Origin of the sequence: Bifidobacterium sp. B4081 (genome assembly GCF_026537335.1) — a bacterium.
Lineage (GTDB): Bacteria > Actinomycetota > Actinomycetes > Actinomycetales > Bifidobacteriaceae > Bombiscardovia.
In genome coordinates this window covers 104,208-130,104 of sequence record NZ_JAFNMM010000003.1, presented here as the reverse complement: position 1 = coordinate 130,104, position 25,897 = coordinate 104,208, and the positions used below count along the sequence as shown (strand labels likewise).

Here is a 25,897-nt window from a genome sequence, read left to right as displayed (position 1 = left end):
TATCCAACCCACCATCAGAAACACCACCAAACAACAACTAATTACACGATGCGCTTCTTGGCATTGAATGGCATTAAGCTGGGGGAAGTGTGTTGAGAGATCATTCCGAAGGCTTTAGGTTTGATCAGGTGTGGGCGGCAAAAAGAAAATGTACGGTGAATGACCGTTGTTGGAAAAGGAGAAAAGCGTGGCTTTTGATTTCAAGAAGGAATACAAGGAACTGTATCGACCATCGTCGACTCCTTCGATCATAGAAGTCCCGACGATGAACTTCCTCGCTGTCAGGGGCAAGGGCGATCCCAATTAGAAGGACGGCGAATACGGTAAGGCGGTTGAGTTGCTCTATGGCGAGGCATACACCCTTAAGATGAGCTACAAAGGGCCGCATAGGATTGACGGTTTCTTTGAGTATGTCGTACCTCCTCTGGAGGGGCTTTGGCGGCAGGACGGTGCGCAGAGGGTCGATTACGCGCACAAGGAGGATTTCGGGTGGATCTCCCTTAACAGGCTGCCAGACTTCATTCAACGCTCCGATGTTGAGTGGGCCATCGGTGAGGCAACCCGAAAGAAGAAGCTGGATTACTCTCCAGTGGAGTTCCTCACCTATGACGAAGGCCTGTGCGTCCAGTGCATGCATGTCGGCGGTTATGACGATGAGTCCGCAACGATCCAAGCCATGGATGCCTTCGCACAGGAGCAGGGGTATGCGGACAGTATCACCGCGGATAGGTACCACCACGAGATCTACCTGTCCGATCCTTCCAAATGCGACCCGGCTAAGCTGAAAACCGTGATCAGACATCCTGTGATCAGGCAGTAGATTCGGTCTCGGTCGGGAGGAAGAGGAAGGCGTCGCCAACTGTGGATTGGCGTTGACCTTCCGGCGCCTCTCCAGCAACCTTCTGGTCCGCCCATCCTACTCCTGGCTTACCCCCGCTTGGTGGCTTCCAGCCCGGGTTGATGCCGACAAGGTGCACCCGTCTCCTCTGGGCTCGATCAGCGCATGAAGATATTGGTTTCGTGGGGGCTTCGTCGATCAGGATTGCCAGGCCGAGTTCGGTAATCCGATTGGTCGCCTTTCAGGGTTGGGCTGGTGCCGGTAGGTGATGTCGGGGTTGTGGGACGATGCTGGCGCAGGGTAGGAGCTGCATTCGAACATTTGTGCTAATCTGATTCCTGCAGTGAAGAACATGTTGAGATCAATCGGAATGACAGGGGTTGCTTCAGTGAACAGGATCAATTTAATAGCTCTTGGGGTCAAGAGCATTTCTAAGTCGATGGAATTCTATAAGTCCATTGGGTTTACCTAATATGCCAATGAAAAGGAACCACCGGTTGTCTTTTTCGATAACCAGGGAACCAAGTTGGAACTGTCCCCATTGGATGAGCTGGCGAAGGATGTAGACGAGAATACCCCCCCGGCGACGGACAGGTCGGGGTTCTTGGGGTTCACGCTGGCCATCAATATGAAGTCCAAGGAAGAGGTTGACGACTTCCTTTCGTTGGCGGAAAAGAACAACGGGAAAATCGTGAAGAAGGCCCAGCTAGTTGCATGGGGAGGCTATAGCGGTTACTTCCAGGACCTGGATGGATATTACTGGGAGGTCGCTTACTCTGAGGCTTGGAAATTCGATGAGCAGAACATGTTGATCATCGAGTGAGATTAGGTTGATGGTCCTCCCAGTTACTAATGGCCGCATGCCTCATCCCGTCCCAGTGCCGTTCCTGGCCGGCCCGTCGTGGTTGAAAGGCCTTCCGGCTTGTCTCAATCGCGTCAGGCTGAGCCAGGAACCATTGTATGAAGTCCGGCATGAGGGTGTTGTGCTCCGATACAACTAAAGATGCTGCTTTCTGCTACTCCGGGATTAAGCAGACAACCTTGGCCTGGCTCTTCGACATTCCAGCTGCCGAAATGTCCTAAATGCTCACCCGGCGCGATTGTTCATCTTCGAAGACGAAATCTTCTTTGCCGATGTGTGGGCACCCCGGTATTGGTACAGCGGCCCATGGATGTCGGGTCGTTGGGAAACCGAAGACGCGGAATTTAGATGATGAAAGCACGGAATCGGACGGTAAACCCGGTATTTCCTTATGCCTGACTCGTCAGAGTGCCCCGGATGCGATTCGAACGCACGACACCTTCTTTAGGAGAGAAGTGCTCTATCCCCTGAGCTACCGGGGCAACGGAAACTACTGTACCACGAAGTGCGACTCGGGCAGGTCGCTGCTGTGCAGGCTAGGACCGTGCGCCTCCTGGAGAAGTTAGCCTCCTATCCATGCCCGCCGTACTGTCATGGTTTACAATTGCTCAACGGTCGAGCTGGCTGTGTGTTCCTTGGAAGGGAGCCGAGCTGGCGATGATTAGCTGGAGGAAACCATGGCGCAATTCAGACGGTCCTTCCTGGTGAAGCATGTCTTTGGGTGGACGGCTAGGCTGCTGGCGCTGGTCAGCTTGCTGGCCTTAGTGGCGCGTGCCTGCCCGGCATGGCTGTCATCGATCCCATATCTGCCGGATCTGGCAGCGCTGACGCCCTGGTTCGTCCTTTTGGGTCTGCTGGCCCTGGTCCTGGCTCTGATGGCTTCACGATGGTTCACGGCTTTGGTGCTTATAGCCGCCTTGGCCCTGAATGTCTACTGGCAGTACCCCTTCTATCAGGAGGGGTTTGAACTCAACGGGCAAGCTGATCGGCTCATAGCCCTTGAGCATCCCGACAGGTACGATGATGTGGCCCGGGTCATGACCCTGAACGTCTACAAGGGTCAGGCCGAAGCCGATCAGGTAGTCAAGACCGTCAGCGACAACCGGGTCGAAGTGCTGGCTTTGCAAGAGGTCAGCAAGGATTTTGTGTACCGATTGCACAAGGCCGGCATCGACCGATATCTGCCGCACGAGCAGCTTTCCACATCTTCGAAGGAATATGCCAACGGTCTTTGGACGGCCGCGCCAATGCAGTCGCCATCAAAGGATGACGTGGGATCTCGTTCCTCCATGATGCCGGCGGCCAGCATCGACTTCGGCAGAGGCAAGACCAGCGTCAGGTTCGTCTCAGTCCATACCACCTCGCCGCAGCCGGGCAGCTGGAATGCCTGGCGACGCAGCGTATCCGACCTGGGAACTCTGCGAAAGCATGACCACACCCGGTATGTGCTGATGGGAGATTTCAATGCTACCTATGACCATGCCGTTTTCCGAGACATGTTGGGGGAGCGGTTCAGCGATGGGGCACGTCAGGCCGGACATGGCATGAGCATGACCTGGCCGGCCGACAAGGCCCCCCTGCCCAGGTTGGCGGCCATCGATCATGTTGTAGTGGACCGTGACATCAGGGCCAGCCGGCTGCAGGCCATACCCATCGCAGGTTCGGATCACGCGGCTCTGCTGGCCACTCTGATGGTGGAGTAGCGGGCTTTTCAGCCTTCCAAGTTGGACTGGGTGCCAGCCTGTGCCCCAGCGCTGGCCTGTTCCTGTTGGGCGGCATCGAGCCTGGCCCTCACCTGGCCCAGCAGTTCCTGGGCGCGCTTGGCCAGTGCCTCGCCGATCTCCCACTGACGCATGGAGGCATCCAGATCCAGGCCGCCGGCTTCCAGCGCTTGAACCGCCTGAATCAGCTGATCCCGGGCCTGCTCATAGGGCAATTTAGCGATGGTTTCGCGTTCCTTCTGGCTCAGGGCCGAGGCCAATACCGGCTGTTCCTTCGCTTTCTCCTGGGTCTGTTCTTCGTCGGTATCGCTCATGCCTGCTCCTCTTCTTGTCTGATTCTTATCCGATGCGTTATCCCAATTCCTGATGACGCAGATGCTTATCGCGGTTGATTATATGCGGCTGATTACGTCAAATCGGTCACTGCCCGTCGATGACCCTGGTCTCGATGCGTCCCTCTTTGACAGTCAGAGTCAGATCCTGATCGGCCTGAACCTGCTGGGGACTGATGACCACCTTCCCGTCCAGGGCCTGCACGACTGCATATCCGCGGTCCAGGGTGGACTGGGGAGAGAGGGCGGTCAGTGAAGATTGCAGCTTCTCGACGGTCAGGGAGGCATCATCAACGATCCGTCGCAGGGCTATGTCCAGTCGGACCAGAGACTCGTCGACCAGCCGTTGGGGCTTGTCCAGCATGGTCTGTGGCCTTGTCAGGCTGGGACGGTTGGCATATCCCTCAATCAAACGCGTCTCGCCTTCGACCATATTTTCGATACGTGCGTTTATGCGCATCCGGGCCTCCTGGATGATGCCCTCTTGCTCGACTAGGTCAGGCACCACCCGCTTGGCTGCGTCGGTTGGAGTAGAGGCGCGCAGATCTGCCGCCAGGTCGATCAGGGTCCAGTCATCCTCGTGGCCAATGGCCGAGACGATGGGGGTGGCGCAGGCTGCCGTGGCTCGGACCACGGACTCGTCCGAGAAGCCCAGCAGATCCTCGAAACTGCCGCCGCCTCTGGCTACAATAATCACATCCACAGCCGGATCAGCATCCAGCTTCTGGATGGCTTCGACCACCTCGGGGGGGCACTGAGGGCCCTGGACGTGGGCGTGCACCACTGAGAATTCGATAGTGGGCCAGCGCAGACGGGCGTTGGTGATCACATCCCCCTCGGCCCTGGCCTTGGGTGCGCAAATCAGGCCGATGCGCCGGGGGAATTCTGGCAGGGGAACCTTGTTCTCCGCATCGAAGAGGCCCTCGCCCTTGAGCTTGCGCCTGAGCTGGTCGATCTGCTCTTTCAGGTCGCCGGTGCCTACACGTTTGATCCGGTCGGCCATAAAGCTCAAACGGGTTTGTTTAATCCACAGGTCAGGCCGCCCGTGGACTACCACCCGGTCGCCTTGGCGGAATTCCCGGGCCTGGGCGGCGAAGGCGCGGAATCCCATGACGTTGATGGAAATGTCCTCGAAGTTGTCGCGCAGGGTCAGGTATGCCGAACCTGTCCGGCGGGTGTTGATCTCCACGATCTGACCCTCCACCCAGGCTCCGGGCCAGCGGGCCACCGCGTCGTGGTACTTCTGGCTGAGCACACTGACCGGCCACGGGTCTTCCTCGGTGGTATCGCGCGCCAGGCGGGGCAGCTGATCAAGAGGTTTGGAGGCCAGCCCTGACGAGGATGTGCCAGCCGCCGCACCCATTGACCCCTGCATGTTCGCATCCATGTATGCTCGCATCTGATGCCTCCTGACCATCGGTTTCGCCAGCCTGACCAACTCATCTGACATGCCTGTACAGGTGGTATTCGGGTTGGTCAGTGAAGGAAACGTTCTCTCAGGGTCTCTCAATACGGGGACAATTCCATATGCTCTGGAGGCTCTCTAGAGGCCCTCTGCCGGTTGCTCCTGAGCTGATTTCGCCGAGGGCACAGTGGCATTTCTTTCACTCGCTAGCAGGCTGGAACTGAGGCGAAAGCATGGAAGGCGAGGGTTGCAACCAACGCTTTGATGCACCTGCCCTAGTCTGCGGCTTACCTGCAGCAGAGGCGGTTTCCTGGCGGCTGTGTCAAAGGAGACAGCACTGATTCCTGATATCGCAGAAGTTATTTACGTTCTGGCGGTAGCATAAATAGAGTAAGCCGGATATGGTGCGGTTCCTGCTTCTTGAACCCATCATGCGGCGGTCTCACGGATTGAGGTTGTTTCATGTCTGATGGCGTCGACATAGCAGGTCGATATAAGGGCACAGGGCCGCGGGATCTCCTGCGTGTGGGCTTGGACATCGGCTCTACTACAGTCAAAGCCGTGGTTCTGGGCACAGGCGACGGGCTGGATCAGGCGCTTTTCAATGACTATCGCCGTCATCATGCCAATGTGCGGCAGTGCGTGGCAGAACTGGTCACCGACATCAAGCTTTCCCTGTCGCGGGTTGGTTTGGCCGGCAATCCCATCAGTCTGGTGATCACCGGCTCGGGCGGGTTGGAGCTGGCCAGCCAGCTTCAGGCTGAATTCGCCCAGGAGGTAATTGCCGAGACCGAGGCCATCAACGCCACCTATCCAGAAGGGGATGTGATCATCGAGCTGGGCGGCGAAGATGCCAAAATCACCTATCTAAAGCCTACTCCGGAACAACGAATGAACGGGTCCTGCGCAGGCGGGACCGGTGCTTTCATCGATCAGATGGCCACCCTGCTCAACACCGATGCTTCAGGGCTGAACGATATGGCCTCCAAATACAAGACTATTTATCCTATCGCATCGCGCTGTGGGGTCTTCGCCAAGTCCGACCTCCAGCCCTTGATCAACGACGGAGCCGCTAAGGAGGATCTGGCTGCATCCATTTTCAACGCCGTTGCCACACAGACCATTTCCGGTCTGGCCTGTGGACGTCCCATCCGCGGCAACGTAATCTTTTTGGGCGGGCCCCTCTTCTTTATGAGCGAGCTCAGGGAAGCCTTTAAGCGGATTCTCCAGGACAGGGTCAGCCGCTATATCATTCCCGAGAATGCACACCTCTATGTGGCCTATGGTGCTGCCATCATGGCTGGTCGCCACGACCAGGATGACCAGGACAGCGCGGCGCAGGTCAAGACTGACTACTCGCCTGAGTCCGACGTGAACGACCCCTTCGGCCCGGCTTGGGGACTGGACCAGGCGGAGGTCGACAGGGCACGGTCCGGAAAGGCTTCGAGCCTGGACAAGATGGCTCTGCATGATGCCATGCAGGATGGCCGCACCACCACCGTGGTGGACGGTGAAAATAAGGTTCCGGCGACCGAAACCGCCAAGGATGCCAGCCAAAATCAAGACATGCACTTTGAACTGACTTCGCTGGATGGTGTCCTTTCGGCATTGAAGGGCTTGGAGAACATGCCCTCGACGGCCAGAACGATCCGGCCGCTCTTCCTGAATGAAGACGAGCGCATGGAGTTCAACGACCGGCATGGGTCCCAGGTCATCCCTACTGGAGATCTGTCTGGGGCCAAGGGGCCGCATTTCCTGGGCATCGACGCGGGCAGCACGACCATCAAGGCCGTGCTGATCAATGACGACAAGACTATCGTCTGGTCCACTTATGGGGTGCATAAGGACAGCCCGCTGATCGCTGCCGCCAACATCGTCAAGGAGGTCAGGAAGTCCCTGCCGGAGGACGCTTACATCGCCCGCGCCTGCGCTACTGGCTATGGTGAGGGTCTGGTCAAGGCCGGTCTGCATGTTGACGAGGGTGTGGTCGAAACAATGGCCCACTACCGGGCAGCCGAGGAGATCAGCCCCGGCGTTACCTCGGTCATCGACATCGGCGGACAGGATATGAAGTACATTGCCGTCAACGATGGGGTCATTGATTCGATTTGCGTCAATGAGGCCTGCTCGGCAGGCTGCGGATCCTTCCTGCAGACCTTCGCCCAATCCATGGGCATCAGCATCCAAGACTTCACCAAGCAGGCGCTGGCCTCCGAGGCCCCGACCGATCTGGGCTCCCGTTGCACGGTATTCATGAACTCCTCGGTCAAGCAGGCTCAGAAAGAGGGCGCATCCCCGGAGGATATCGCCGCCGGTCTTTGCTACTCGGTGGTCAGGAATGCCCTCTACAAGGTCATCAAGCTGCGTGATGCCAACGCTCTGGGGCCGGTGGTCGTTGTCCAGGGAGGGACCTTCCTCAATGATGCCGTTCTGCGGGCCTTTGAGCTCCTGACCGGCCGCAAGGTGACCAGGCCCAACATTGCTGGGCTCATGGGAGCCTATGGTGCTGCACTCACGGCCCGTATGCACTGCCCGCAGAATGAAGAGATCGAGGATCTGACTGTGGCCAGCTCTATCCTGGCAGGGGACGACTTGGATAACCTCTCCATGACCACCACCCACGATGTCTGCAAGCTCTGCCAGAACCACTGCAAGCTGACCATCACCGAATTCAAAGATGGCGGCCGCTATGTGACTGGGAACCGCTGCGAACGTGGCGGAGACAAGAACCGCAAGCGCTCCGACAGGCCTAACCTCTACGACTTCAAATACAAGCGGGCTTTCGCCTACCGCCGTCTGACCCCGGACAAGGCCACCAGGGGCGATATCGGCATTCCCCGTGTGCTCAACATGTACGAGGACTACCCCTTCTGGTTCACCCTGCTGACCTCATTGGGCTTCCGGGTCATGATCTCGGGGCGTTCCAACCATGAGCTCTTCGAGAGCGGGATGGAGTCCATCGCTTCCGAGAACATCTGCTACCCGGCCAAGCTGGTCCACGGGCATATCCACTCCCTGGTGGACAAGGGCATCAAGACCATCTTCTATCCCTGCGTCACCTACGAGCAGGAGCTGGTTCCCGATACGGACAACCATTACAACTGCCCCATCGTGGCCAACTACCCGGTGGTGATCGAGGCCAACATGGCCGAGCTCAAGGAGAACGGTGTCCGCTTCATGCGGCCCTACTTCAACCTGTCCAACAAGGAGAAGATGGTCGAGCGGATCGTCAAGGTCTTCGACTGGGCCAAGGTGAGCGAGGAGGAGGCCCGGATCGCCGTTCAGGAGGCCTACAGGGAGGATGCCCGGTTCAAGGAGGACATCCGCCAGGAGGGGCTTCGCGCTCTGGCTTACATGCAGGAGTATGGGGTCAAAGGCGTGGTGCTGTCCGGACGCCCCTATCATGTGGATCCCGAGGTCAACCACGGCATTCCCGAAACCATCTGCTCCTTGGGCATGGCCGTGCTCTCCGAGGACTCCATCTGCGAGCTGGACGTACATGACCTGCCTAAGCTGAGTGACTACATCATTCCAGCGGCAGGTGAGCGGGCGCTGGCCTCCAACAACCCCACGGCCGCCAAGTTCCGCAAGACCGTACCAAGCTTCGGTGACGATCATCAGAAGATGCCCTTGAGGGTGACCGACCAGTGGGCCTACCATTCCAGGCTCTACTCGGCCGCCAAGTTCGTCTCCGAGTATCCCGACCTGCAGCTGGTCCAGCTGGTCAGCTTTGGATGCGGTGTGGATGCCATCACCACCGACCAGGTCCAGGAGATTCTAGCTGACAAGGGCGATGTCTACACGCAGTTAAAGATCGACGAGGTCTCCAACCTGGGTGCAGCCAAGATCCGTCTGCGCTCGCTGAAGGCCGCCATGGACGAACGTCACCAGCGGGGTCTGGCCCAGGAGGACAGCGAAGACCAGGAGGAAGCCCCCGTTATGGAGCAGGCGCATGTGAAGGCCGGAGCCAAGGAAGTTGATTCGTTGCCTGACCTTGTTCAGCCGGAGGATCCATCTGATTCCCATGATTCTCAGGAATCTCAAGAGTCTGCCAGCCATATTGCAGTAATGGATGCAGGTGCGTCTGACAAGCAGAAATCCGATGGGTTCCGGTCCACCAACGCGCAGAAAATCAACCTATCTCAGCGCAAGGCCGACATTGTGGCTCTGGCCCGGTTCGTGGCCCTGCACGATAAGAGCGATCAGGGTCTGATAGGCCTTCATCCCATGGGCGTCAGGCCCATCCGGGAGGCCATGGCTTCGCAGCAGAAGAAGCAAGAAGCCGACAACCAAGGCAAGGATGTCCAGGCTAGCGGAGCCGCCGCCAAACCGACCCTGTCCAAGTACGCCACAGAGCATCGCTTCACCAAGGAGATGGGGCACAAATTCACAGTGGTGGCACCGCAGATGTCCCCTGTGCACTTCTCTCTCCTGGAGGCAGTCTTCTCCAGCGCCGACTACCACTTCGAGCTTCTGAAGCATGCCACGGCCGAAGACATCAACACCGGTGTCAAATACGTCAACAACGATGCCTGCTTCCCGGCCATCATCGTGGTGGGGCAGCTGGTCAACGCCTTCCTTTCCGGCAGGTTCGACCCGCACAAGTGCGCGGTCATCGTCACACAGACCGGCGGCATGTGCAGGGCCACCAACTACTATGGCCTTCTGCGCAAGGCCCTGGCTGATGCGGGCTACGGTTATGTGCCGATTATCACGCTGAGCGTGCAGGGCTTCAAGGCCAATCCCGGCCTTCAGGTAACCCCGGCGTTGCTGCATCGTGCTGTCAAGGCCTTCTATCTGGGCGATGCCATGATCGAGTGCCTGCTCAGGGTCCGTCCCTACGAGCAGGAGCCAGGATCAGCCAACAGGCTCTACAAGCTTTGGGACACGATCTGCAAAGAGACCATCGAAAACCACGGGTATTCCAAGACTGCCAAGAAAGTCTACGGTCATGGATATCTGCCTTACCGCACGCTGATGAAGAGGATGATCCGGGCTTTCGACCAGCTGCCGCTGCGCGATATTCCCCGCAAGCCTCGTGTGGGGGTAGTAGGCGAAATCCTGGTCAAGTACCATCCAGATGCCAACAACCATGTGGTCGACCTGATTGAGAGCCAGGGCTGCGAGGCCGTGCTCCCCGGTGTCTGTGACTTCATGGTCAACGGCATTTCAAACGCCGAATGGAACGAGGAGATGCTGGGCACAGGCGGCCGGGTGGGTGTCAAGAAGATCGTCCTGAAGGCGGCGGATGCCTACCGCGCCCCCATGATCGCCGGGTTCAAGGCCTCCCATGGGAAGTTCGACATTCCCGCCCATATCAGTGAGCTGAGGGAAAAGGCCGCATCAGTCACCTCCCTGGGCGTTCAGGCTGGAGAGGGTTGGCTCCTGACCGGAGAGATCATTGAACTGATCCAGTCCGGCGCCCCCAACATCGTTTGCGCGCAACCCTTCGCCTGCCTGCCCAACCACGTGACAGGACGTGGCATGTTCGGCAAGATCCGTAGGACCTACCCTGAGGCCAACATCGTCTCGATCGACTACGATCCCGGCGCATCGGAGGCCAACCAGCTCAACAGGATCAAGCTGATGATCGCCGCTGCCAAGAAGCCGGGCGACCAGCAAACACTCAGCCGGGACCACAAGGATGCCGTGGAATCACAGCCTGCGGGATCGACCGGCCTGGATGCTGGGCAGGCAGCACCCGTCCAGGACGAAGAGAAGGTTCTGGAGAGTCTGTAGATACCAGGTTGAGGCCGGCGTCTGGAGCTAACGCAGCGGCCTCGGAACTGCTGAACCACGAAGATCAAGGAAAGAGGGGCTTACCATGACCAGCCGCGAGGAGATCAAGGCTCTGCTGGACACCGACCAGATCTACATTGCCGATACGCCTGAAATGAAGCAGGTCCAGGACGCCCAGCAGGATTTGGTCTTCGAGTTCAATGCCTGCCGTCCCAGCCAGGCGGAGAAAAAATAGAACCTTTGCAAAAAGATGTTCGGCTCCTTTGGCCAAGGCAGCTGGATTGAGGGACCAGTGCGGGCCAACTGGGCCTGCAACACCTACTGGGGGAGCAGATGCTACGCCAACTTCAACCTGGTTCTGGTTGACGATGGACGCATTGACATAGGCGACCACACCATGTTCGGACCCAATGTCACCATCGTCACCACCGGGCACACCATTCGCCCCGATATACGTGCCTATGGAACGCCCCAGTTCTCGGCCCCGGTCAGCATAGGCAGGAATGTGTGGATCGGCGCAGGCGCCATCATCATGCCAGGAGTGTCCATCGGAGGCAACACGGTCATCGGGGCAGGGTCCCTGGTCACCAAGGACATCCCCTCTAACGTGGTCGCCTATGGCCACCCTTGTAAGGTCGTCCGTCCCATCAATGACCACGATTATGAATACTTCTGGAGGGATCGTCGGTATCAGGCGCCCTATGATGCCCGACCTTTCAAGATGGATCAAGCTGGCTGACTGATGGCTGACTCTTTGGCCCTCCCTGCCGGCTGGTGTCTGGCAGCCGTCGTTTGGCCACCGCAATATCTGAGCTGATCAGCGATATCCATCCCAGAGTGGTGAGGGGAAGATCAGCGCCTTGAACCGGTCCCATTCCTGGATGTAGTCGACTTTCGGCCCACGCAGCAGCCGTATCTGTATGCCGTCCATGACTTCCAGACTCATCCTCACCCTGACCCGCATGTCTGTTGCCCACTCCATGCCTTTGGGAAGCAGCCATGGGAATTCGGAATAGCGCTCCCAGACCTCTGCCGGCCTGCGGATGAAATAATCATGCAAGGGATGGTTGGTCGCTACAGCCTCAGTTTCCAGGACTGTATAAAGCTGTGTGAGTTCGGGCTGGCTGGCGTTGTGGGCGACCAAATAGTCAAAATAGGCCGGGAGATGCGGATGTTCGGGGTCGGATCCCGGAAGGCCTGTCTGCAGGAATTCCTCAGGGGTGCCATAGGCATCGTAGATGTCTGTGACCAGGAGTGAGAGCAGGCCTTCCTTGCTGCCCACATAATGGAGGACGCCCGGTTGCGACATCCCTACCATGTCAGCGACGTCTTTGAGCGATATGCCGTTGTACCCATGCTGGCTGATGAGGTGGGCGGCGGCCTGTGTGATTTCCGCTCTTCTCACCTCCGGTGATTTTCTGGTACGGCTCGTCATTGTCTGGTCTTGCGACTCCTTTTCACTGCTCCTGGACATGTTGATACTTATGGTACATGGGGCGTATTGGTAACAGCACAAGGGTTCTGACTCGTCTGGGGAGAGAAAAGAAGTCGTGGCACCCGCGGCCCTGCATAGAGTCGTTGACTTGACAGAACCATTGAATAACTGTTAGGTATATCATTATCTAATGATTGGTAGATATGGCTTTTCCGCCATTGGAGTGTCAGAGAAGACTAGTTGAAAGATATCGACACCATGAGCGACTCAACAACCCAGGCATTGGGTGATTCCGAACTTCTGCAGGTGCATAAGGACTCCTCGGAGCCGTCAACCTATCCGGAATGGACTAGCGAAGAAAGCCAAGGCTTCCAGTCAAAGCTGGAGCCGCGGTCCTTTAACACCTTCGTTCTATGAATTGAGTCCAGTAAATCAAGATTGGAGTTCATCATGTCAGACAATGCGGGCAGCACGCGCCTTCCGGACAGGCTCATCTTCGGGTGCGCCTACTACGACGAATACATGCCCTATGAGCGGGTGGACAAGGATATGTCCATGATGAAGTCCGCGGGCATTACCACCATTCGTATCGCCGAATCCACCTGGAGCACTCTGGAACCCCAGCCCGGCGTATTCGACTTCAGCCATGTGGACCGTGTGCTGGATGCCGCAGGACGCTTCGGCATCCAGGTCATCGTGGGCACGCCCACCTATGCCGTCCCCGCCTGGCTGGTTGCCATGCATCCGGATGTTCTGGCGGACACCCCCAACGGCCACAACCGGTATGGCGCTCGCCAGATCATGGACATTGTCAACCCCTCCTACCGGTACTATGGCGAGTGCGTCATACGCAAACTGATAAGTCATGTGTCCGATAACCCCCAGGTGATCGGCTACCAGGTAGACAACGAAACTAAGTACTACGACTGTGTATCGCCCGACGTGCAGCGGCTCTTCGTCAAGGATCTGCGACGGCGATTTGATGATGATCTGGATCGTCTCAATGCTACCTTTGGCCTGGACTACTGGTCCAACAGAATTGACTCCTGGGAGGACTTTCCCGATCTGACCGGGACCATCAATGCATCCTTGGGTTCGGCCTTCGACCGCTTCCGCCGAAGCCAGGTCAGTCGTTACCTGGCCTGGCAGGCTGGCATTGTGCGCGAATATGCCCGCGAGGACCAATTCGTCACCCACAACTTCGATTTCGATTGGGGCCCGGGCTGGTCATACGGCATCCAGCCAGCCGTCGATCATTTCGAGGCGGCCGAATGCCTGGACGTGGCCGGTGTGGACATCTACCATCCCACGGAGGATAACCTGACCGGCAAGGAGATCGCCTTTGGCGGGGATATGAACCGCAGTCTGAAGGGCGGCGCCAACTACCTAGTCCTGGAAACCGAAGCCCAGGGGCAGAACGGCTGGCTGCCCTACCCAGGCCAACTGCGGCTGCAGGCATACAGCCATTTGGCATCGGGCGCTAACGGGGTCATGTACTGGCACTGGCATTCCATCCACAACTCCTTCGAGACCTACTGGAAGGGGCTGCTTTCACAGGACATGGAACCCAACCCCACCTATGAGGAGGCCGGCCAGTTCGGCAGGCAGATAGCGCAAAAGGGTGTGGGGGAGCGTCTGATCAACCTCCAAAAGCGCAACAAGGTCGCCATCATGGTGGGCAACGACTCCCTGACCGCTTTGGACTGGTTCTCCCTGGAGACTGGCTTCCCCCGTCAACAGGGGCAGATCTCCTACAATGATGTGATCAGACGGGTCTACGACGCTCTCTTCGAGCTCAACATCGAGTGCGATTTCATCAGTGACAAGGCTGACCGGTCCCGGCTGGGTCGCTATGCCCTGATCGTGGTTCCAGCCTTGTACAGCACCAATGAGGATACGCTGAGGGTCTTGGCCGATTACGTTCATCAGGGAGGTCACTTGGTGGCCACGCTGCGCTCCTTTGTGGCGGACGAGAACCTCAAGGTTTGGCATGACAAGGCACCGCATCTGCTGATCGACGTGTTCGGCATCGACTACAACCAGTTCACCCGTCCCGGCAAGGGTCTTACCCTGGATTTGCATGGGACCGACCAGGCCGGGCCGGCCTGCCAGGGGTTGATTGAGCTGCTGAATCCGCGTCCCGACACTCAGATTCTGGCATCCTATGACCACCCGGTCTGGGGGCGGTATGCGGCTGTGACCCGTCATGATTACGGTCGCGGCAGCGCGGAGTGGATTGGCACTCTACCGTCGGCCCAGGGTATGCGGCTGCTGCTGTCGGATGCGGCGGATGTGGCTGGCCTGAGCGGTCCTGCCCGGGATCTGGCCGGCCTGGTCACCGTGCGTGAGGGCACCAACGCCTTGGGGGAGCAGGTCGCCTACCTGCTCAATTATTCATCGAAGAAGGTCAAGCTGGACGCACCCTATGGTGGGCATCTGCTGGTGGCAGACGGGCAGGCTGATCCTCAGGCGCATGTGGATCAGGGCCAGTCCATGACCATCGGCCCTTGGGAACTGGCGATCATTGTTCGGTAAACCGTCTTCAGTCTGACTGACTGCAAAGCTATCAGTTTATGAGTTATCAATGAGAAAGGAAGGTGTCCAGATGGCATCGAGGAAGCTGACGGAGGATCTGCCCTACCGCAATCCCGACCTGAGCGTGGATGAGCGGGTGGCCGACCTGCTGGGACGGATGACCCGGGAAGAGAAGGTAGGCCAGATGATGCAGCTGGATGCCAGCCAGGGGGTGGACAAGGAGGTGGTGGACCAGCACGTCGGCTCCCTGCTCCATGTCTCTCCGAAGAACATGATCAAGGCAGACAAGGCCGTTCATCGCACCCGACTGGGCATCCCCCTGCTGATCGGCGACGACTGCATCCACGGCCATTCCTTCTTCCGCGGGGCCACCATCTTTCCCGAGCAGCTGGGCATGGCGGCCTCCTTCGACCCGGAATTGGTTCAGCGGATGGGACGGGCTACGGCCCAGGAGGTTGCCGCAACAGGCATTCATTGGACCTTCTCCCCGGTGCTTTGCATCGCCAGGGACACCCGCTGGGGTCGGGTGGACGAGACCTTCGGCGAGGATCCCTTCCTGATCGGCGAAATGGCGTCGGCCATGGTGCGCGGCTACCAGGGCGGATCAGCCATGACCGGAACCCTGCCCAAGGATGCTGTGCTGGCCACGGCCAAGCACTTTGCCGGCTACTCCGAGACCCAGGGCGGGCGCGACGCCTCCGAGGCCGACCTCTCGCACCGCAAGCTGCTCTCCTGGTTCCTGCCGCCCTTCGAGCGCCTGGCCAAGGAGGGCGTGGCCACCTTCATGTTGGGCTACGAGTCCATCGACGGGGTACCGGTCACCATCAACAACTGGCTGCTCAACGACGTTCTTCGAGGGGAGTGGGCTTACCAGGGCACCCTGATCACCGACTGGGACAACGTGGGCCGCATGGTCTGGGAGCAGAAGGTGCAGCCCGACTACGCCAGGGCCGCCGCGGCCGCAGTCAAGGCAGGCAACGACCTGATCATGACCACGCCAGGCTTCTACCAGGGAGCCTTGGATGCGCTGGATGTCGGGCTGTTGCGCGAGGAGGACCTTGACCGGGCGGTCAAGCACATCCTGGCCCTGAAATTCCGCATGGGGCTCTGTGAGGATCCGCGTCTGCCCGACCCCGAGGCCCAGAAGGCGGTCATTAACTCACCGGAGCACCAGGATCTCAACCTCCAGGTGGCCCAGGAGTCTGCAGTCCTTTTGAAGAACGACGGCATCCTGCCCCTGTTCGGGGGTGTGGATGCTGATGGCCGCCCTAGCGATGATTCGCCGCACAGCGTCGCATTGGTGGGTCCGCTGATCGACGATGCCCAGAACCAGCTAGGGGACTGGGCGGGCGGTTCAGGTCAGTGCGACTGGATCAAGGACCAGCCTCGGGAGATGATCGCGACCGTGGCCGACGGTCTGCGCCAGGAGTTGCCCGAGAACTGGCAGCTTAACTGCGAGCAGGGTGTTGAGGTGCTCCGTCTGGTAGACGACCTGGCGGACAAACTCTTCCCCGATGGCCAGCCCAGGCCCGAGGTGGCGGCCCCGGCCAGGATCGATCAGGACCGCTTCGACAGGGCCGTAGACCTGGCCAGGCAAAGCGACCTGGTGATTGCCGTGGTCGGCGACGTGGTCCAGCTCGTGGGCGAAGGCTGTTCGACCGCCACCCTGGAGCTCTATGGTCCTCAGCGTGATTTGCTGGATGCTCTGGCGCAGACGGGCAAGCCCATGGTCATTGTGCTCATGTCTTCCAAGCCGCTGATCCTGCCCGCGTCCGCACAGTCGGCCAGGGCTCTGATCTGGCAGCCCGACCCGGGTATGCAGGGCGGTCGTGCCCTGGCCAGGATTCTCGTCGGCAAGGTTGAGCCCACAGGCAGACTGCCCATCACCTTCCCCAGGCACGTAGGGCAGTTGCCGGTCTACTACAACCAGATCCGGGGCCAGCATGGAAACCGCTATGCCGATCTGACCCAGGAACCGGCCTTCGCTTTCGGCCAGGGCATGGGCTACACCACCTTTGCCTACGGAAGGCCCCAGGTCGATGGACCGGATACCGTGGAACCCGAGGATACGGTCAGGGTGACTGTAGACCTGACCAACACCGGCCAGCGGCCAGGCACCGAGGTCGTTCAGGCCTATATCAGCGACCTGGTGACATCGGTCAGCTGGGCTGATCGCGAGCTCAAGGCCTTCCAAAGGATTCAGCTGCATCCAGGGCAGACCAAGAAGGTAGTCTTCGACCTTCCGGTGTCCGAGTGGACCCTGGTCGATGCTGACTGCAACCGCAGGGTGGAGCCCGGTCAGTTCCAGGTGTTGGTAGGATCGTCCTCGCGTAGGGAAGACCTGCAGGCCGTGACGGTGACAGTGGGCTGACTGACCGCCATCCGGTAGCGGAACTCCTCGCGTGTTGATTGCCCAAGGCCCTCGCCTGCTTCTACGATTGCAGCATGAGGAAAAGCGTAGGCGCTGGGTACGCGCACCTGTTGACGGTCCCTAATCCGCGGCATGTAGCCAGCCTGGCCAACTACTTTTCGCGCGGGTCTAAGCCGCGTTCCCAGTGGCGGTTCGGCATCGAGATTGAGCATCTGCCGGTCCGCAACGACGGATCCGATGCCCCGGTTCCCTATGAGGGGGAGCGGGGCATCGAGGCCCTGCTGTCTGCCTTGGAGCCCTGCTACGACGGCGATAAGGAGTACCGGGAGGACGGACACCTGGTGGGGCTGAGCAGGCCGGGCTGCGTGGTCTCCTTGGAGCCCGGCAGCCAGGTGGAGTGCTCCCTGGGTGTGATGCGGAACAGCCGAGAATTCGAGGACCTCTACCGTCGCTTCCGTGCCGAGGTCGACCCCATTGCCAAGCGTCTGGGGTTCCGGCTGGTCGAGTACGGGTATCGCCCAGCCGGGTCCTACGCTGATGTGGGCGTCAATCCCAAGGAACGTTATGCGGTCATGAACACCTACCTGGGTCGCATTGGCCAGTGCGGACCCATGATGATGCGCAGCACCGCCTCCACCCAGATCAGCATCGACTACCAGGACGAGAAGGATGCCATCGCCAAGATCCGTCTGGGCACGGCCATTGGGCCTATTTTGGCCTACCTATTCCGCAATACTCCAATATTTGAGGGGGAACCCAACCACATGCCCCTGCGGCGCCAGCGGATCTGGGACTGGCTCGACACCCAGCGCACAGGTCTGATTCCTGGGCTGTTTGAGGATGGCTTCGGCTGGGAGGATTATGCCGTGGACATGCTGTCCACCCCGCTTATGGTGGCTGATGTCTCACACACCCCAGAGGTAGAGGGGCCGCAGGGGCAGCAGGTCTTCATAGCCTGGCACGAAAACGCCGGGGAGATCTATCCTGATCGGCCGCTCAATGATGCCGAGATAGCGCACATTCTGACCACGCACTTTAACGATGTCCGCTTAAAGAACTACATCGAGCTCAGGCACTGGGATTCCCTGCCCATGAAACGCGCCAGCCGACTTCTTGAGGTTGTCGGTGGTATCTTCTACGACTCGGATCGATTCGCCAGGCTTGTCGAGCTCTTGGACGGGGTGAGCGAGGAGGATGTGCTCCAGGCCAAGGCTGACCTGCAGGTCCGTGGCAGCCAGGCCAGCCCCTATGGCCGCTCTCTGGACTTCTGGCGGCAGGTGCTAGGTGCCGAGGACACTCTGGATGATGTGCCGGGTGACCCCTCTAATCCCAGCCGATTCCAGAACTAATATCTCGCGCAAGCTCACTAAATTGGACAAAACTTTGCTGTCGGTTTAAACTCGTGTTAGTTGATAAAACGTTATAGCAATTCTGGAGACTCGCAGCGGAGGGATTCCAATGGTGGTTGTCATTCGGTATGATGCGCTGACGCCAGAATTATACGAACGGGTGCGTTCGACGGCTGGTTTCCACGCTTACTCACCAATCGACATAAAGGCGGCCCTTTCTGGTGGCTATTGCTCAGTCGTTGCCGAGGTAGAGGGTGAACCTGCTGGTATCGGCCGTGTCATTGCCGATGGACGAATAGCTTTCTTCATCAAGGATCTTGTGGTGCTGCCCCAGTATCGCCACCACGGCGTGGGTAGTGCTGTCCTTCAGGCACTTCTGGATCGAATCGCTCAAGAAGCATGCGAGCATGCTTACGTGGGGCTGATGGCCACTCCTGGCAAGGAAGGTTTCTACGAGGAACATGGCTTTATTCGGCGGCCAGGTCCGGACCTAGGCAGCGGGATGATCCGTTTCCTGGACGGCGCCTATCGGTCGCAGTTATCAACTGGAAGCAAATCAAAGGAGCAGGAATCATGAATCCAACACCAGTCATCATCGATACTGACCCGGGAATTGACGATGCCGTTGCCATTGCTTTGGCGCTATTTTCGCCTCGGCTGGATGTGCGTCTGATTACCACGGTGGCCGGCAATGTCGGCTTGGACAAGACCACGCCGAACGCCCTGCGGCTGCTGACATATTTCGAACGTCGTGTCCCGGTGGCCCAAGGGGCCTCTGCTCCTCTGCTGGAGCCTTTCGTGGATGCCAGCGATATCCATGGAAAGACTGGAATGGAGGGCTTCGACTTCCCTGAGCCCGATCGCTCCCTGCTGCTGAAGGAAAATGCGATCGAGGCCATGCGCAAGGAGATCATGGACTCGTCCGAGCCGGTCACCCTGGTGACCATCGGACCGCTGACCAATATCGCCCTCCTGCTCAAGGTCTACCCCGAGGTCGCCAAGGGGATTGGACGGATCGCCATGATGGGAGGCTCCACTGCCCGCGGCAATCGTGGTGTCATGTCCGAGTTCAATATAGCCACGGACCCCGAGGCTGCCGCCATTGTCTTCGAGTCGGGAATCCCCATCGTCATGGCGGGCTTGGACGTCGGTCTCAAGGCCCTGGTCCTGCCCGAGGACAGCGCTCAGCTGCCTGCCATGGGGAAGGTGGGCACGATGACCCACGACCTGTTCAAGAAGTACCGCGGAGGAAGCTTCGCCACGGGTCTGAAGATGTACGATCCCTGCGCGGTCGCATGCATCCTGGCCCCTGAGCTCTTCAAGTTCGCAGAGACCTCTGTTGAGGTAGAGCTGGCGCAAGGCCCGACCCGCGGCTGCACGGTCGTCGATCTGAAGGGTTATCGGAAGCGCAAAGCCAACGCTTCCGTGGCTATCGATGTGGATTCCAAGGGATTCCGGGCCTGGTTCCTGGATGGCATGAGCAAGTGCATTTGATTACCAAGACCAAGAAAGGGAGTATTACAAGGTGATTGCGGAGATCATTCTGGTTCTGGTCGTCCTGGTGGCGATCGGGTACCTGATCATCAAGAAATATAATCCAGCCCTGACCCTGATTATCGGGGGCCTAGTCCTCCTCCTGGGTGCCTGGGCGCTGGGACATCCTCTGTATGCTGCGGGCAAGGGGACAGGTTTCGGGCTCTTCGATGTCTTCATGGTTTTCAAGGACACCATTCTGGATCAGCTCAAGGCTGCCGGTCTGGTCATCATGGTTCTGTTCGGCTACTCAGCCTACATGAACAACATCGGGGCCAACCAGGTTGCCGTGAACTACATGGTCAAGCCCCTGCGTCACATCAAGCACAAGGCGCTCATCGTGCCGGCTGTCTTCCTGCTGGGTAATGTCATGTCCCTCGTTATCCCCAGCGCTTCCAGCCTGGCAATCATCCTCATGTCTATCCTTTACCCCGTACTGGTGGGCATGGGCCTTTCATCGCTTACTGCTGCCGGTGTAATCGCCTGCACGGCCACCATCATGCCCACTCCTCTGGGTGCAGATAATGTTATCGCCGCCAAGACGCTCAAGTACGATCTGATCGAATATGTCGGCAACAACGCCAAGATCGCTATTCCTTCCCTGCTGATTATGGCCTTGGCCCACTATATCTGGCAGAAGTGGTGCGATCGCCATGAGGAGGGTACCGGCGTCGCCGACCCGGTCGACCATGATGCGAAGGCTGTGCGTGACACCACGGGAATTCCCGGATATTACGCTTTCCTGCCTCTACTGCCCCTCATTCTGATCCTGGTCATCGGCATCGCGGCCATGTTCATCAAGGGTCTGACGATGGATATCGTGGTGCTGACCTTCATCTCCTTCTTCATCGCGGTTATCATCGAGGCCGTCCGGCATCGCTCCTTCAAGGAGATCCAGGGATCGGTTGTCGAGATGTTCACCGGCATGGGTCGCGGCTTCAGCCAGGTGGTCATCCTGGTCTGCGGCGGTTCTCTCTTCACCACCGGTGTTCAGAAGCTGGGGTTAATTGACGCCCTAACCCACTCGGTGGAAGGATCCACTGGAGCCGGCCTGACCGTGGCTCTAATTTTCGCCCTGGCCACCTGCCTGTTCGGCTTCCTGTCCGGTGGTGGCCTGGCCATGTTCTACGCGGTCATCGCCCTGGTGCCTGGCATCGCTGCTGCCGCGGGTGTCGACGGCATCCTTATCGCCATGCCCATGCAGCTGATCGCCAACTTGGCCCGCGGCATATCCCCGGTGGCGGCGGTCATTATGATCGTGGCTGCCAGCATCAAGGTGGAGCCCACCAAGGTACTCAAGCGGACCAGCGTGCCCAGCATCGTGGGCATCATCAGCGTATTGGTTTTGTCGATCTTCCTTCTGCCATACTGATTGCAGTTGTAAACCCCCCTAAGGGCCTCCCTAGTGTCGACGCAGTCGATTTTGGGAGGCCCTTGGTCAACTTTGGGATCACCCATTCTTTTAGAGTGTTCTATTTATATTTGATACATGGAAATAATGGTCGGTGTACCTGGATTTATGCCTATCTGAACGAGTGAGGAGCACCCAGTCGTTTGCGCTGATACAGAAATGCGCTGGCTCAGTGTATTCGTCTGGAGCGATGAATGAACTTTCAGTTGCTGCCGCACTCGTACGACATTCAACACGGACTTCGGGTTATGCTTGGACTGTTACACAATCGGCCAATTCGGAAAGATATTTTATGGGATTCGTGACTATTCGCGATGTGGCACAAAAAGCAGGCGTATCCATCGCGACCGTCTCGCAGATCTTGCATGGGAAGGGCCGTTTCTCCAAGAAAACCAAAAAACTGGTCATGAACACGGTTGACGCTTTAGGGTATATTCCTGATTCAAGGGCCCAGGCTATCCGTATGTCCGATTCTAAGATGGTCGGTTTATTGGTACCTGATTTACGAAACAGATATTTCGCGGATCTGGTCAGTTCTATGGAAAATATACTCTATGAAGAAGGCTTCAACACACTTATCGGTACTTCTGCCGAAAATGTGGAACGTCAGGACTCATTTATTACCAATATTCTAGGGCAGAGATTTGATGGGTTAATTATTATCCCACAAGGAGTGGAATCTGCAGGTTTGAAGGCTTTAGTAAAACGAAATATCCCCACGGTCTTTGTAGACCGCCGTGTACCCGGTATGGAAACAATTCCTTATGTTGTTTCAGATCCCAGGCCAGGTCTGGTGGAGGCGATGCGTGCCTTATATGCCGACGGACATAGGAAAATCGCTTATCTCGCTCATCCTTCCTTGAAGTCTTTTAGCTTGAATGAACGCGCAGAAGCATTTAAAAAGTTGAGTCCTCAGTTCTTCGGAAAGTCGGGTTCTCTGATTCTGTCTAGTGACAGCAAGAGCGGATCGCTCGAACTGGCGCTGAACCGTATCGATGAATTTGGAGCTACTGCACTCATTTTCGGGTATTCGCCAGATGCTATCAGTTGTTTGGGCATTTTCCATGATCGCGGAATCAAAATAGGTTCCTGCATGTCGCTTATTTCTTTTGATGATATTGATGTCTTCAATCTTATGACGCCAAGAATTTCGATTATCTCCCAGCAGGCCGAGAAAATGGGGCGCAGAGGCGTGGAGATGCTACTTGAACTGATAAGAAATGGAGTAAGTGGCCTGGGGGCTATGGTGAGTATTCCCACCATTTTCATTCAACGTGAATCGGTGGGGCCGGCTCCAGCTTTGGGCTCATACCACTGAGTGAAATTTGCAAAGCGATTCCACCTTGCTTAGACCGAATCGTTAACTGCACAATATCCTTGAATATTATTCAAATGATGCACGGTATTAAATGAAACCGGTGCCAATATGCTTATCGACACCGGTTGGTAGTTCATTAGACTCACAAATCGAACAGATCGTGGTCACGAACGTATTGTTTATTACTTGCTCTCGCCATAAATCTTCTTATTGAAAGCGAAGTAGATAAGAAGGCCAACAACAATCATACCTGCATCAATTAGGAAGAGGTTGGAATAATTGGCGGCGAATCCAGTAGTGCCATTGATGCTGCCTATGGAGAGTGTTGGGGAACTCATCAGACCGCCTATGATGGCGATACCAATGGAACTGGAAACGTTCATAGCCAGGTCATTCATGCCTACGCCGCGTCCAGACTCATCCTTAGACAGGGTGCCAAGAACCGTTGAGACCAGCGGCGAGTAGAGGAAACCGCCTCCACCATAATAAATGCAGCCTGCAATGGTCAGAGCAATCGGTCCTAGATTGACGCAGAAGACGGCAAGAACAAAGCCGAGTATTTTCATGCAGCCCGCGGTGATAATTGCGGCACGACGACCGATCTTGCCAACGATCCACCCTGAGCAGATTCCTACAGTGGCCCCTACAACGAAAGCCCAGACGATATGCAGCGATACCTGTGAAGTGGTCAGGTGGAATACCTTGGTGCTGATTCCGTTAAAGAGCGGGGAGAAGGAATAGTTGGGCAGATAGAAGAGGAGGAGCAGAGATATTGCCATCAGCCAGCGCTTGTTGCGGAAGAAAGCCGGAGTGACGAAGGGATTTCTTGCCTTGTGGATGTATATTGCGAAGACAATGAAAAGAGCGGCAGAGGCAGCAAGCATCCACCAGCTCTTGTAGGAGAAGAAGAGGGTAATGAAAGCTGTGGCCAGGCCGAAGATCGTGAAGCCGATCGCATCAACTTTTTCACCGTTTCCTGTTTTATCAGGAAGATTCTTAAGAAGAAGGGGTAGGAAGAGTACAGTCACGGCGGGGATCAGGAATAGATACTGCCAATGAATCGAAGTTAAGAAGCCTGCAGCGAAGACGCCGATGGCAGCTGAGATCTGATATCCAGCGGTAAAGATCCCGAAAAATATGACCTTAAGTGAATCCTTAAGATATTTTGTTGCCACAACCAAATAAACGGAGCCGGCCACCTGCTCGCCAGCCGTCTGGATAGCTCGAGCTACAATGACCGTCCATATATTAGCAGTGAAATAGTAGTTGGCTACAAATCCAAGAACTGAACCGAATACCAGCAAGGTAATGCCTACAACTACCAATTTTTTGAGTGAGACGAAATCTCCCAGAGAGCCGTAGATGAAGCATACGATACCGAGAACAATACTGGGAATCGCTGTTATCAAGGAGGCTTGCCCTGGTGCTCCAACGCTTTCTCCGATTTCCTGGAAGACCAGATTGAATCCTTGTAGGCATAAAGTACCCAGGACGAAAGTGATGAGTAGCGGAATTAAGGCTTTGACAGCCATGTCGCTTGTTATTTCCGCTTGTTGAGAGGAACTCTGTGATTGCGAGCCATTTTTGGCTGCAGTCGTGCTGTCTGACATGATTGCTCTTATTCTCTCTTTATTATCTATATCAATTAACGGGTTTACCGGTGTTTGGCTTCATTGCTGGTCAGAGACAACTAGGGAGGTTCTGGTCATGAATTCGTGCAGGAAACGCTCTACATCTACTTTGATGGCCACTTGAGTGGTCTTGGTGGCATCGTTGAGCCTGTTCTTGTCTCCAATAGTTCTTCCTCTAGTGGCTCCGTCAGTCTCAACTTTCAAGTTGACACCCAGGGTCTTGACCAATGTGGGGTCAACGGCTACTGCTACGGCCAGGGGATCATGCAAACCGCAACCGCCCAAGCCTGGGGACGTAAGCTCATATGCGTGGATGTAGTAATCTGTCATGTCGCTGAGAAAAGCGGCAGCGGGGGTTCCCAGCGCTCGCCATTGTTTGGTTTCGTTTTTCGTCAGCAAAGTCTGCAAAGTAACGTCAAGACCAACCATGGTGCATTGGGCTCCGGATGTGAACAGTGCATTAGCAGCTTCGGGGTCTTGCGATATGTTGGCTTCCCGCCATGGCGCCACATTGCCTGTAACAGTCAGTGCGCCTCCCATGACCACGATTCCCCCCATGATTTCCTTAATGGAAGGGTCTTGTTTCACGGCTGCGGCGATATTGGTCAGTGGCCCCGTGGCCACATAAGTCAGATCCTTGCCGTATTTATGAGCTGAATTGATAATAAAATCGACCGCTGATGATACTTCCTGGCAGCGAGGCGAATCGGGTATTGTCACATCGCCGATTCCATTTTTACCATGGATCAGCCGTGATCCCTCCAAGACCTCGAAGAAGTCCTTGTTGGTTGCATGGGGTAGACCAGGGTAAACAGGGACTTCTGCATGACCAAATAAATCGGTGATAGCCAGGTCATTGCGGATTCCTTGCCTCATGGTTACGTTGCCGTAGGTTGCGGTGATACCGATCAGCTCTACCTCTGGGCTTCCAAGAGCGTAGGCGATGGCAAGGGTGTCATCAATTCCGGTATCAAGGTCGAGTATGAACTTCCTCAATTGTTCGCCTTTCCAATAGCAGCAATGAGTGAATACAAAGCATCTGCGCTCCCTCTAAGCATCTTTGCCTCACTTGCATTCTTTAAAACAAAGAAGATAAAACCTTTTATCGTCTCTGTGGTGAATAAATTATCAAATAGGATTTAACTTGTCAAATCTTTGGGTGAAAAAGGTGATGAGCAATAGATCTCCATAGTTGTTTCCGCGAGGTGAATGAGCGGAAAGAAATAGTAGATGGGTGGTGTATTCTTAACTATCAATAGGCCTTGATCCGTCATCAGCGGGGAGCCTTCGGAAGAACGGGACTGCTTGCGGCGATCCTCAGTAGAACCGACGGGTGGGCCCGCATAGCCCAGATCAAGCGGTCCGGTGCGGGTCATTGGCCGGGCAAGCGAGGTGGTACCGCGGTGGGCCCCCTGGG

At 57.0% G+C, this 25,897-nt stretch carries 14 protein-coding genes, 1 tRNA gene and 3 pseudogenes; 12 read left to right on the top strand and 6 right to left on the bottom strand.

Going from position 1 to position 25,897, the window contains the following annotated elements; translation table 11 throughout:
- The first annotated feature begins 187 nt into the window (after nucleotides 1-187).
- Nucleotides 188-820: pseudogene (locus tag J3T92_RS07190) on the top strand (GyrI-like domain-containing protein).
- A 514-nt stretch (nucleotides 821-1,334) separates the two neighbouring features.
- Nucleotides 1,335-1,661 (top strand): annotated as a pseudogene (locus J3T92_RS07185) (VOC family protein); the annotation flags it as partial.
- A gap of 448 nt (nucleotides 1,662-2,109) precedes the next feature.
- Here J3T92_RS07185 and J3T92_RS07180 read toward each other — a convergent pair.
- Nucleotides 2,110-2,182, bottom strand: a tRNA-Arg gene (locus J3T92_RS07180).
- A 195-nt stretch (nucleotides 2,183-2,377) separates the two neighbouring features.
- Between J3T92_RS07180 and J3T92_RS07175 the strand changes: the two genes are divergently transcribed.
- Entirely contained in the window at nucleotides 2,378-3,403 is a 1,026-nt protein-coding gene (locus J3T92_RS07175) for an endonuclease/exonuclease/phosphatase family protein (protein WP_267400748.1), read from the top strand.
- 8 nt (nucleotides 3,404-3,411) lie between these two features.
- Here the strand turns inward: J3T92_RS07175 and J3T92_RS07170 are convergent, their stop codons facing one another.
- Nucleotides 3,412-3,735: an exodeoxyribonuclease VII small subunit gene (locus tag J3T92_RS07170; protein ID WP_267400747.1), complete on the bottom strand. Its 324-nt coding sequence runs from the start codon at nucleotides 3,733-3,735 to the stop codon at nucleotides 3,412-3,414.
- Nucleotides 3,736-3,841: 106 nt separating this feature from the next.
- On the bottom strand, nucleotides 3,842-5,116 hold the full coding sequence (gene xseA, locus J3T92_RS07165) for an exodeoxyribonuclease VII large subunit (RefSeq protein WP_267400806.1): 1,275 nt from the start codon (nucleotides 5,114-5,116) through the stop codon (nucleotides 3,842-3,844).
- A 504-nt stretch (nucleotides 5,117-5,620) separates the two neighbouring features.
- Here xseA and J3T92_RS07160 point away from each other — a divergent pair.
- Together J3T92_RS07160 and J3T92_RS07155 are read left to right on the top strand one after the other, a co-directional pair.
- Complete coding sequence (locus J3T92_RS07160; protein ID WP_267400746.1) at nucleotides 5,621-10,897, top strand: acyl-CoA dehydratase activase-related protein; 5,277 nt, start codon at nucleotides 5,621-5,623, stop codon at nucleotides 10,895-10,897.
- Between the two features lie 85 nt (nucleotides 10,898-10,982).
- Nucleotides 10,983-11,636, top strand: a pseudogene (locus J3T92_RS07155) (sugar O-acetyltransferase).
- 78 nt (nucleotides 11,637-11,714) lie between these two features.
- On the opposite strand, the gene J3T92_RS07150 reads toward J3T92_RS07155, so the two are convergent.
- Complete coding sequence (locus J3T92_RS07150; protein WP_324123885.1) at nucleotides 11,715-12,302, bottom strand: TetR/AcrR family transcriptional regulator; 588 nt, start codon at nucleotides 12,300-12,302, stop codon at nucleotides 11,715-11,717.
- A 480-nt stretch (nucleotides 12,303-12,782) separates the two neighbouring features.
- On the opposite strand from J3T92_RS07150, the gene J3T92_RS07145 reads away from it, so the two are divergent.
- The 7 genes from J3T92_RS07145 to J3T92_RS07115 all read left to right on the top strand — a co-directional run bounded on the left by J3T92_RS07145 (nucleotide 12,783) and on the right by J3T92_RS07115 (nucleotide 22,849).
- Complete coding sequence (locus J3T92_RS07145) at nucleotides 12,783-14,867, top strand: beta-galactosidase (protein WP_267400745.1); 2,085 nt, start codon at nucleotides 12,783-12,785, stop codon at nucleotides 14,865-14,867.
- 70 nt (nucleotides 14,868-14,937) lie between these two features.
- A complete protein-coding gene (locus tag J3T92_RS07140) occupies nucleotides 14,938-17,238 on the top strand; it encodes a glycoside hydrolase family 3 N-terminal domain-containing protein (RefSeq protein ID WP_267400744.1) in 2,301 nt (766 codons plus the stop codon).
- A 74-nt stretch (nucleotides 17,239-17,312) separates the two neighbouring features.
- Nucleotides 17,313-18,587: a glutamate-cysteine ligase family protein gene (locus J3T92_RS07135; protein WP_267400743.1), complete on the top strand. Its 1,275-nt coding sequence runs from the start codon at nucleotides 17,313-17,315 to the stop codon at nucleotides 18,585-18,587.
- A gap of 109 nt (nucleotides 18,588-18,696) precedes the next feature.
- Entirely contained in the window at nucleotides 18,697-19,164 is a 468-nt protein-coding gene (locus tag J3T92_RS07130) for a GNAT family N-acetyltransferase (protein WP_267400742.1), read from the top strand.
- Nucleotides 19,161-20,081: a ribonucleoside hydrolase RihC gene (gene rihC, locus J3T92_RS07125; protein ID WP_267400741.1), complete on the top strand. Its 921-nt coding sequence runs from the start codon at nucleotides 19,161-19,163 to the stop codon at nucleotides 20,079-20,081. Before J3T92_RS07130 ends, rihC begins: the two co-directional genes overlap by 4 nt.
- Before the next feature lie 31 nt (nucleotides 20,082-20,112).
- Entirely contained in the window at nucleotides 20,113-21,492 is a 1,380-nt protein-coding gene (dcuC, locus tag J3T92_RS07120) for a C4-dicarboxylate transporter DcuC (protein WP_267400739.1), read from the top strand.
- Nucleotides 21,493-21,823: 331 nt separating this feature from the next.
- Entirely contained in the window at nucleotides 21,824-22,849 is a 1,026-nt protein-coding gene (locus J3T92_RS07115; RefSeq protein ID WP_267400738.1) for a LacI family DNA-binding transcriptional regulator, read from the top strand.
- Between the two features lie 182 nt (nucleotides 22,850-23,031).
- Here J3T92_RS07115 and J3T92_RS07110 read toward each other — a convergent pair whose 3' ends face one another.
- The gene (locus tag J3T92_RS07110; RefSeq protein ID WP_416378847.1) at nucleotides 23,032-24,459 is read right to left on the bottom strand and encodes an MFS transporter; all 1,428 of its coding nucleotides are present in this window, start codon (nucleotides 24,457-24,459) and stop codon (nucleotides 23,032-23,034) included.
- A gap of 60 nt (nucleotides 24,460-24,519) precedes the next feature.
- Nucleotides 24,520-25,476 (bottom strand): nucleoside hydrolase, encoded by a 957-nt coding sequence (locus J3T92_RS07105; RefSeq protein ID WP_267400737.1) that lies wholly within the window; start codon nucleotides 25,474-25,476, stop codon nucleotides 24,520-24,522.
- Nucleotides 25,477-25,897: the final 421 nt, after the last annotated feature.

Coding starts and splice junctions, on each gene's coding strand:
- rihC (WP_267400741.1), top strand. CDS start 19,161: ATGAATCCAACACCAGTCATCATCGATACTGACCCGGGAATTGACGAT.
- J3T92_RS07140 (WP_267400744.1), top strand. CDS start 14,938: ATGGCATCGAGGAAGCTGACGGAGGATCTGCCCTACCGCAATCCCGAC.
- xseA (WP_267400806.1), bottom strand. CDS start 5,116: ATGGGTGCGGCGGCTGGCACATCCTCGTCAGGGCTGGCCTCCAAACCT.
- J3T92_RS07160 (WP_267400746.1), top strand. CDS start 5,621: ATGTCTGATGGCGTCGACATAGCAGGTCGATATAAGGGCACAGGGCCG.
- J3T92_RS07145 (WP_267400745.1), top strand. CDS start 12,783: ATGTCAGACAATGCGGGCAGCACGCGCCTTCCGGACAGGCTCATCTTC.
- J3T92_RS07135 (WP_267400743.1), top strand. CDS start 17,313: ATGAGGAAAAGCGTAGGCGCTGGGTACGCGCACCTGTTGACGGTCCCT.
- J3T92_RS07110 (WP_416378847.1), bottom strand. CDS start 24,459: ATGTCAGACAGCACGACTGCAGCCAAAAATGGCTCGCAATCACAGAGT.
- J3T92_RS07175 (WP_267400748.1), top strand. CDS start 2,378: ATGGCGCAATTCAGACGGTCCTTCCTGGTGAAGCATGTCTTTGGGTGG.
- J3T92_RS07170 (WP_267400747.1), bottom strand. CDS start 3,735: ATGAGCGATACCGACGAAGAACAGACCCAGGAGAAAGCGAAGGAACAG.
- J3T92_RS07115 (WP_267400738.1), top strand. CDS start 21,824: ATGGGATTCGTGACTATTCGCGATGTGGCACAAAAAGCAGGCGTATCC.
- J3T92_RS07130 (WP_267400742.1), top strand. CDS start 18,697: ATGGTGGTTGTCATTCGGTATGATGCGCTGACGCCAGAATTATACGAA.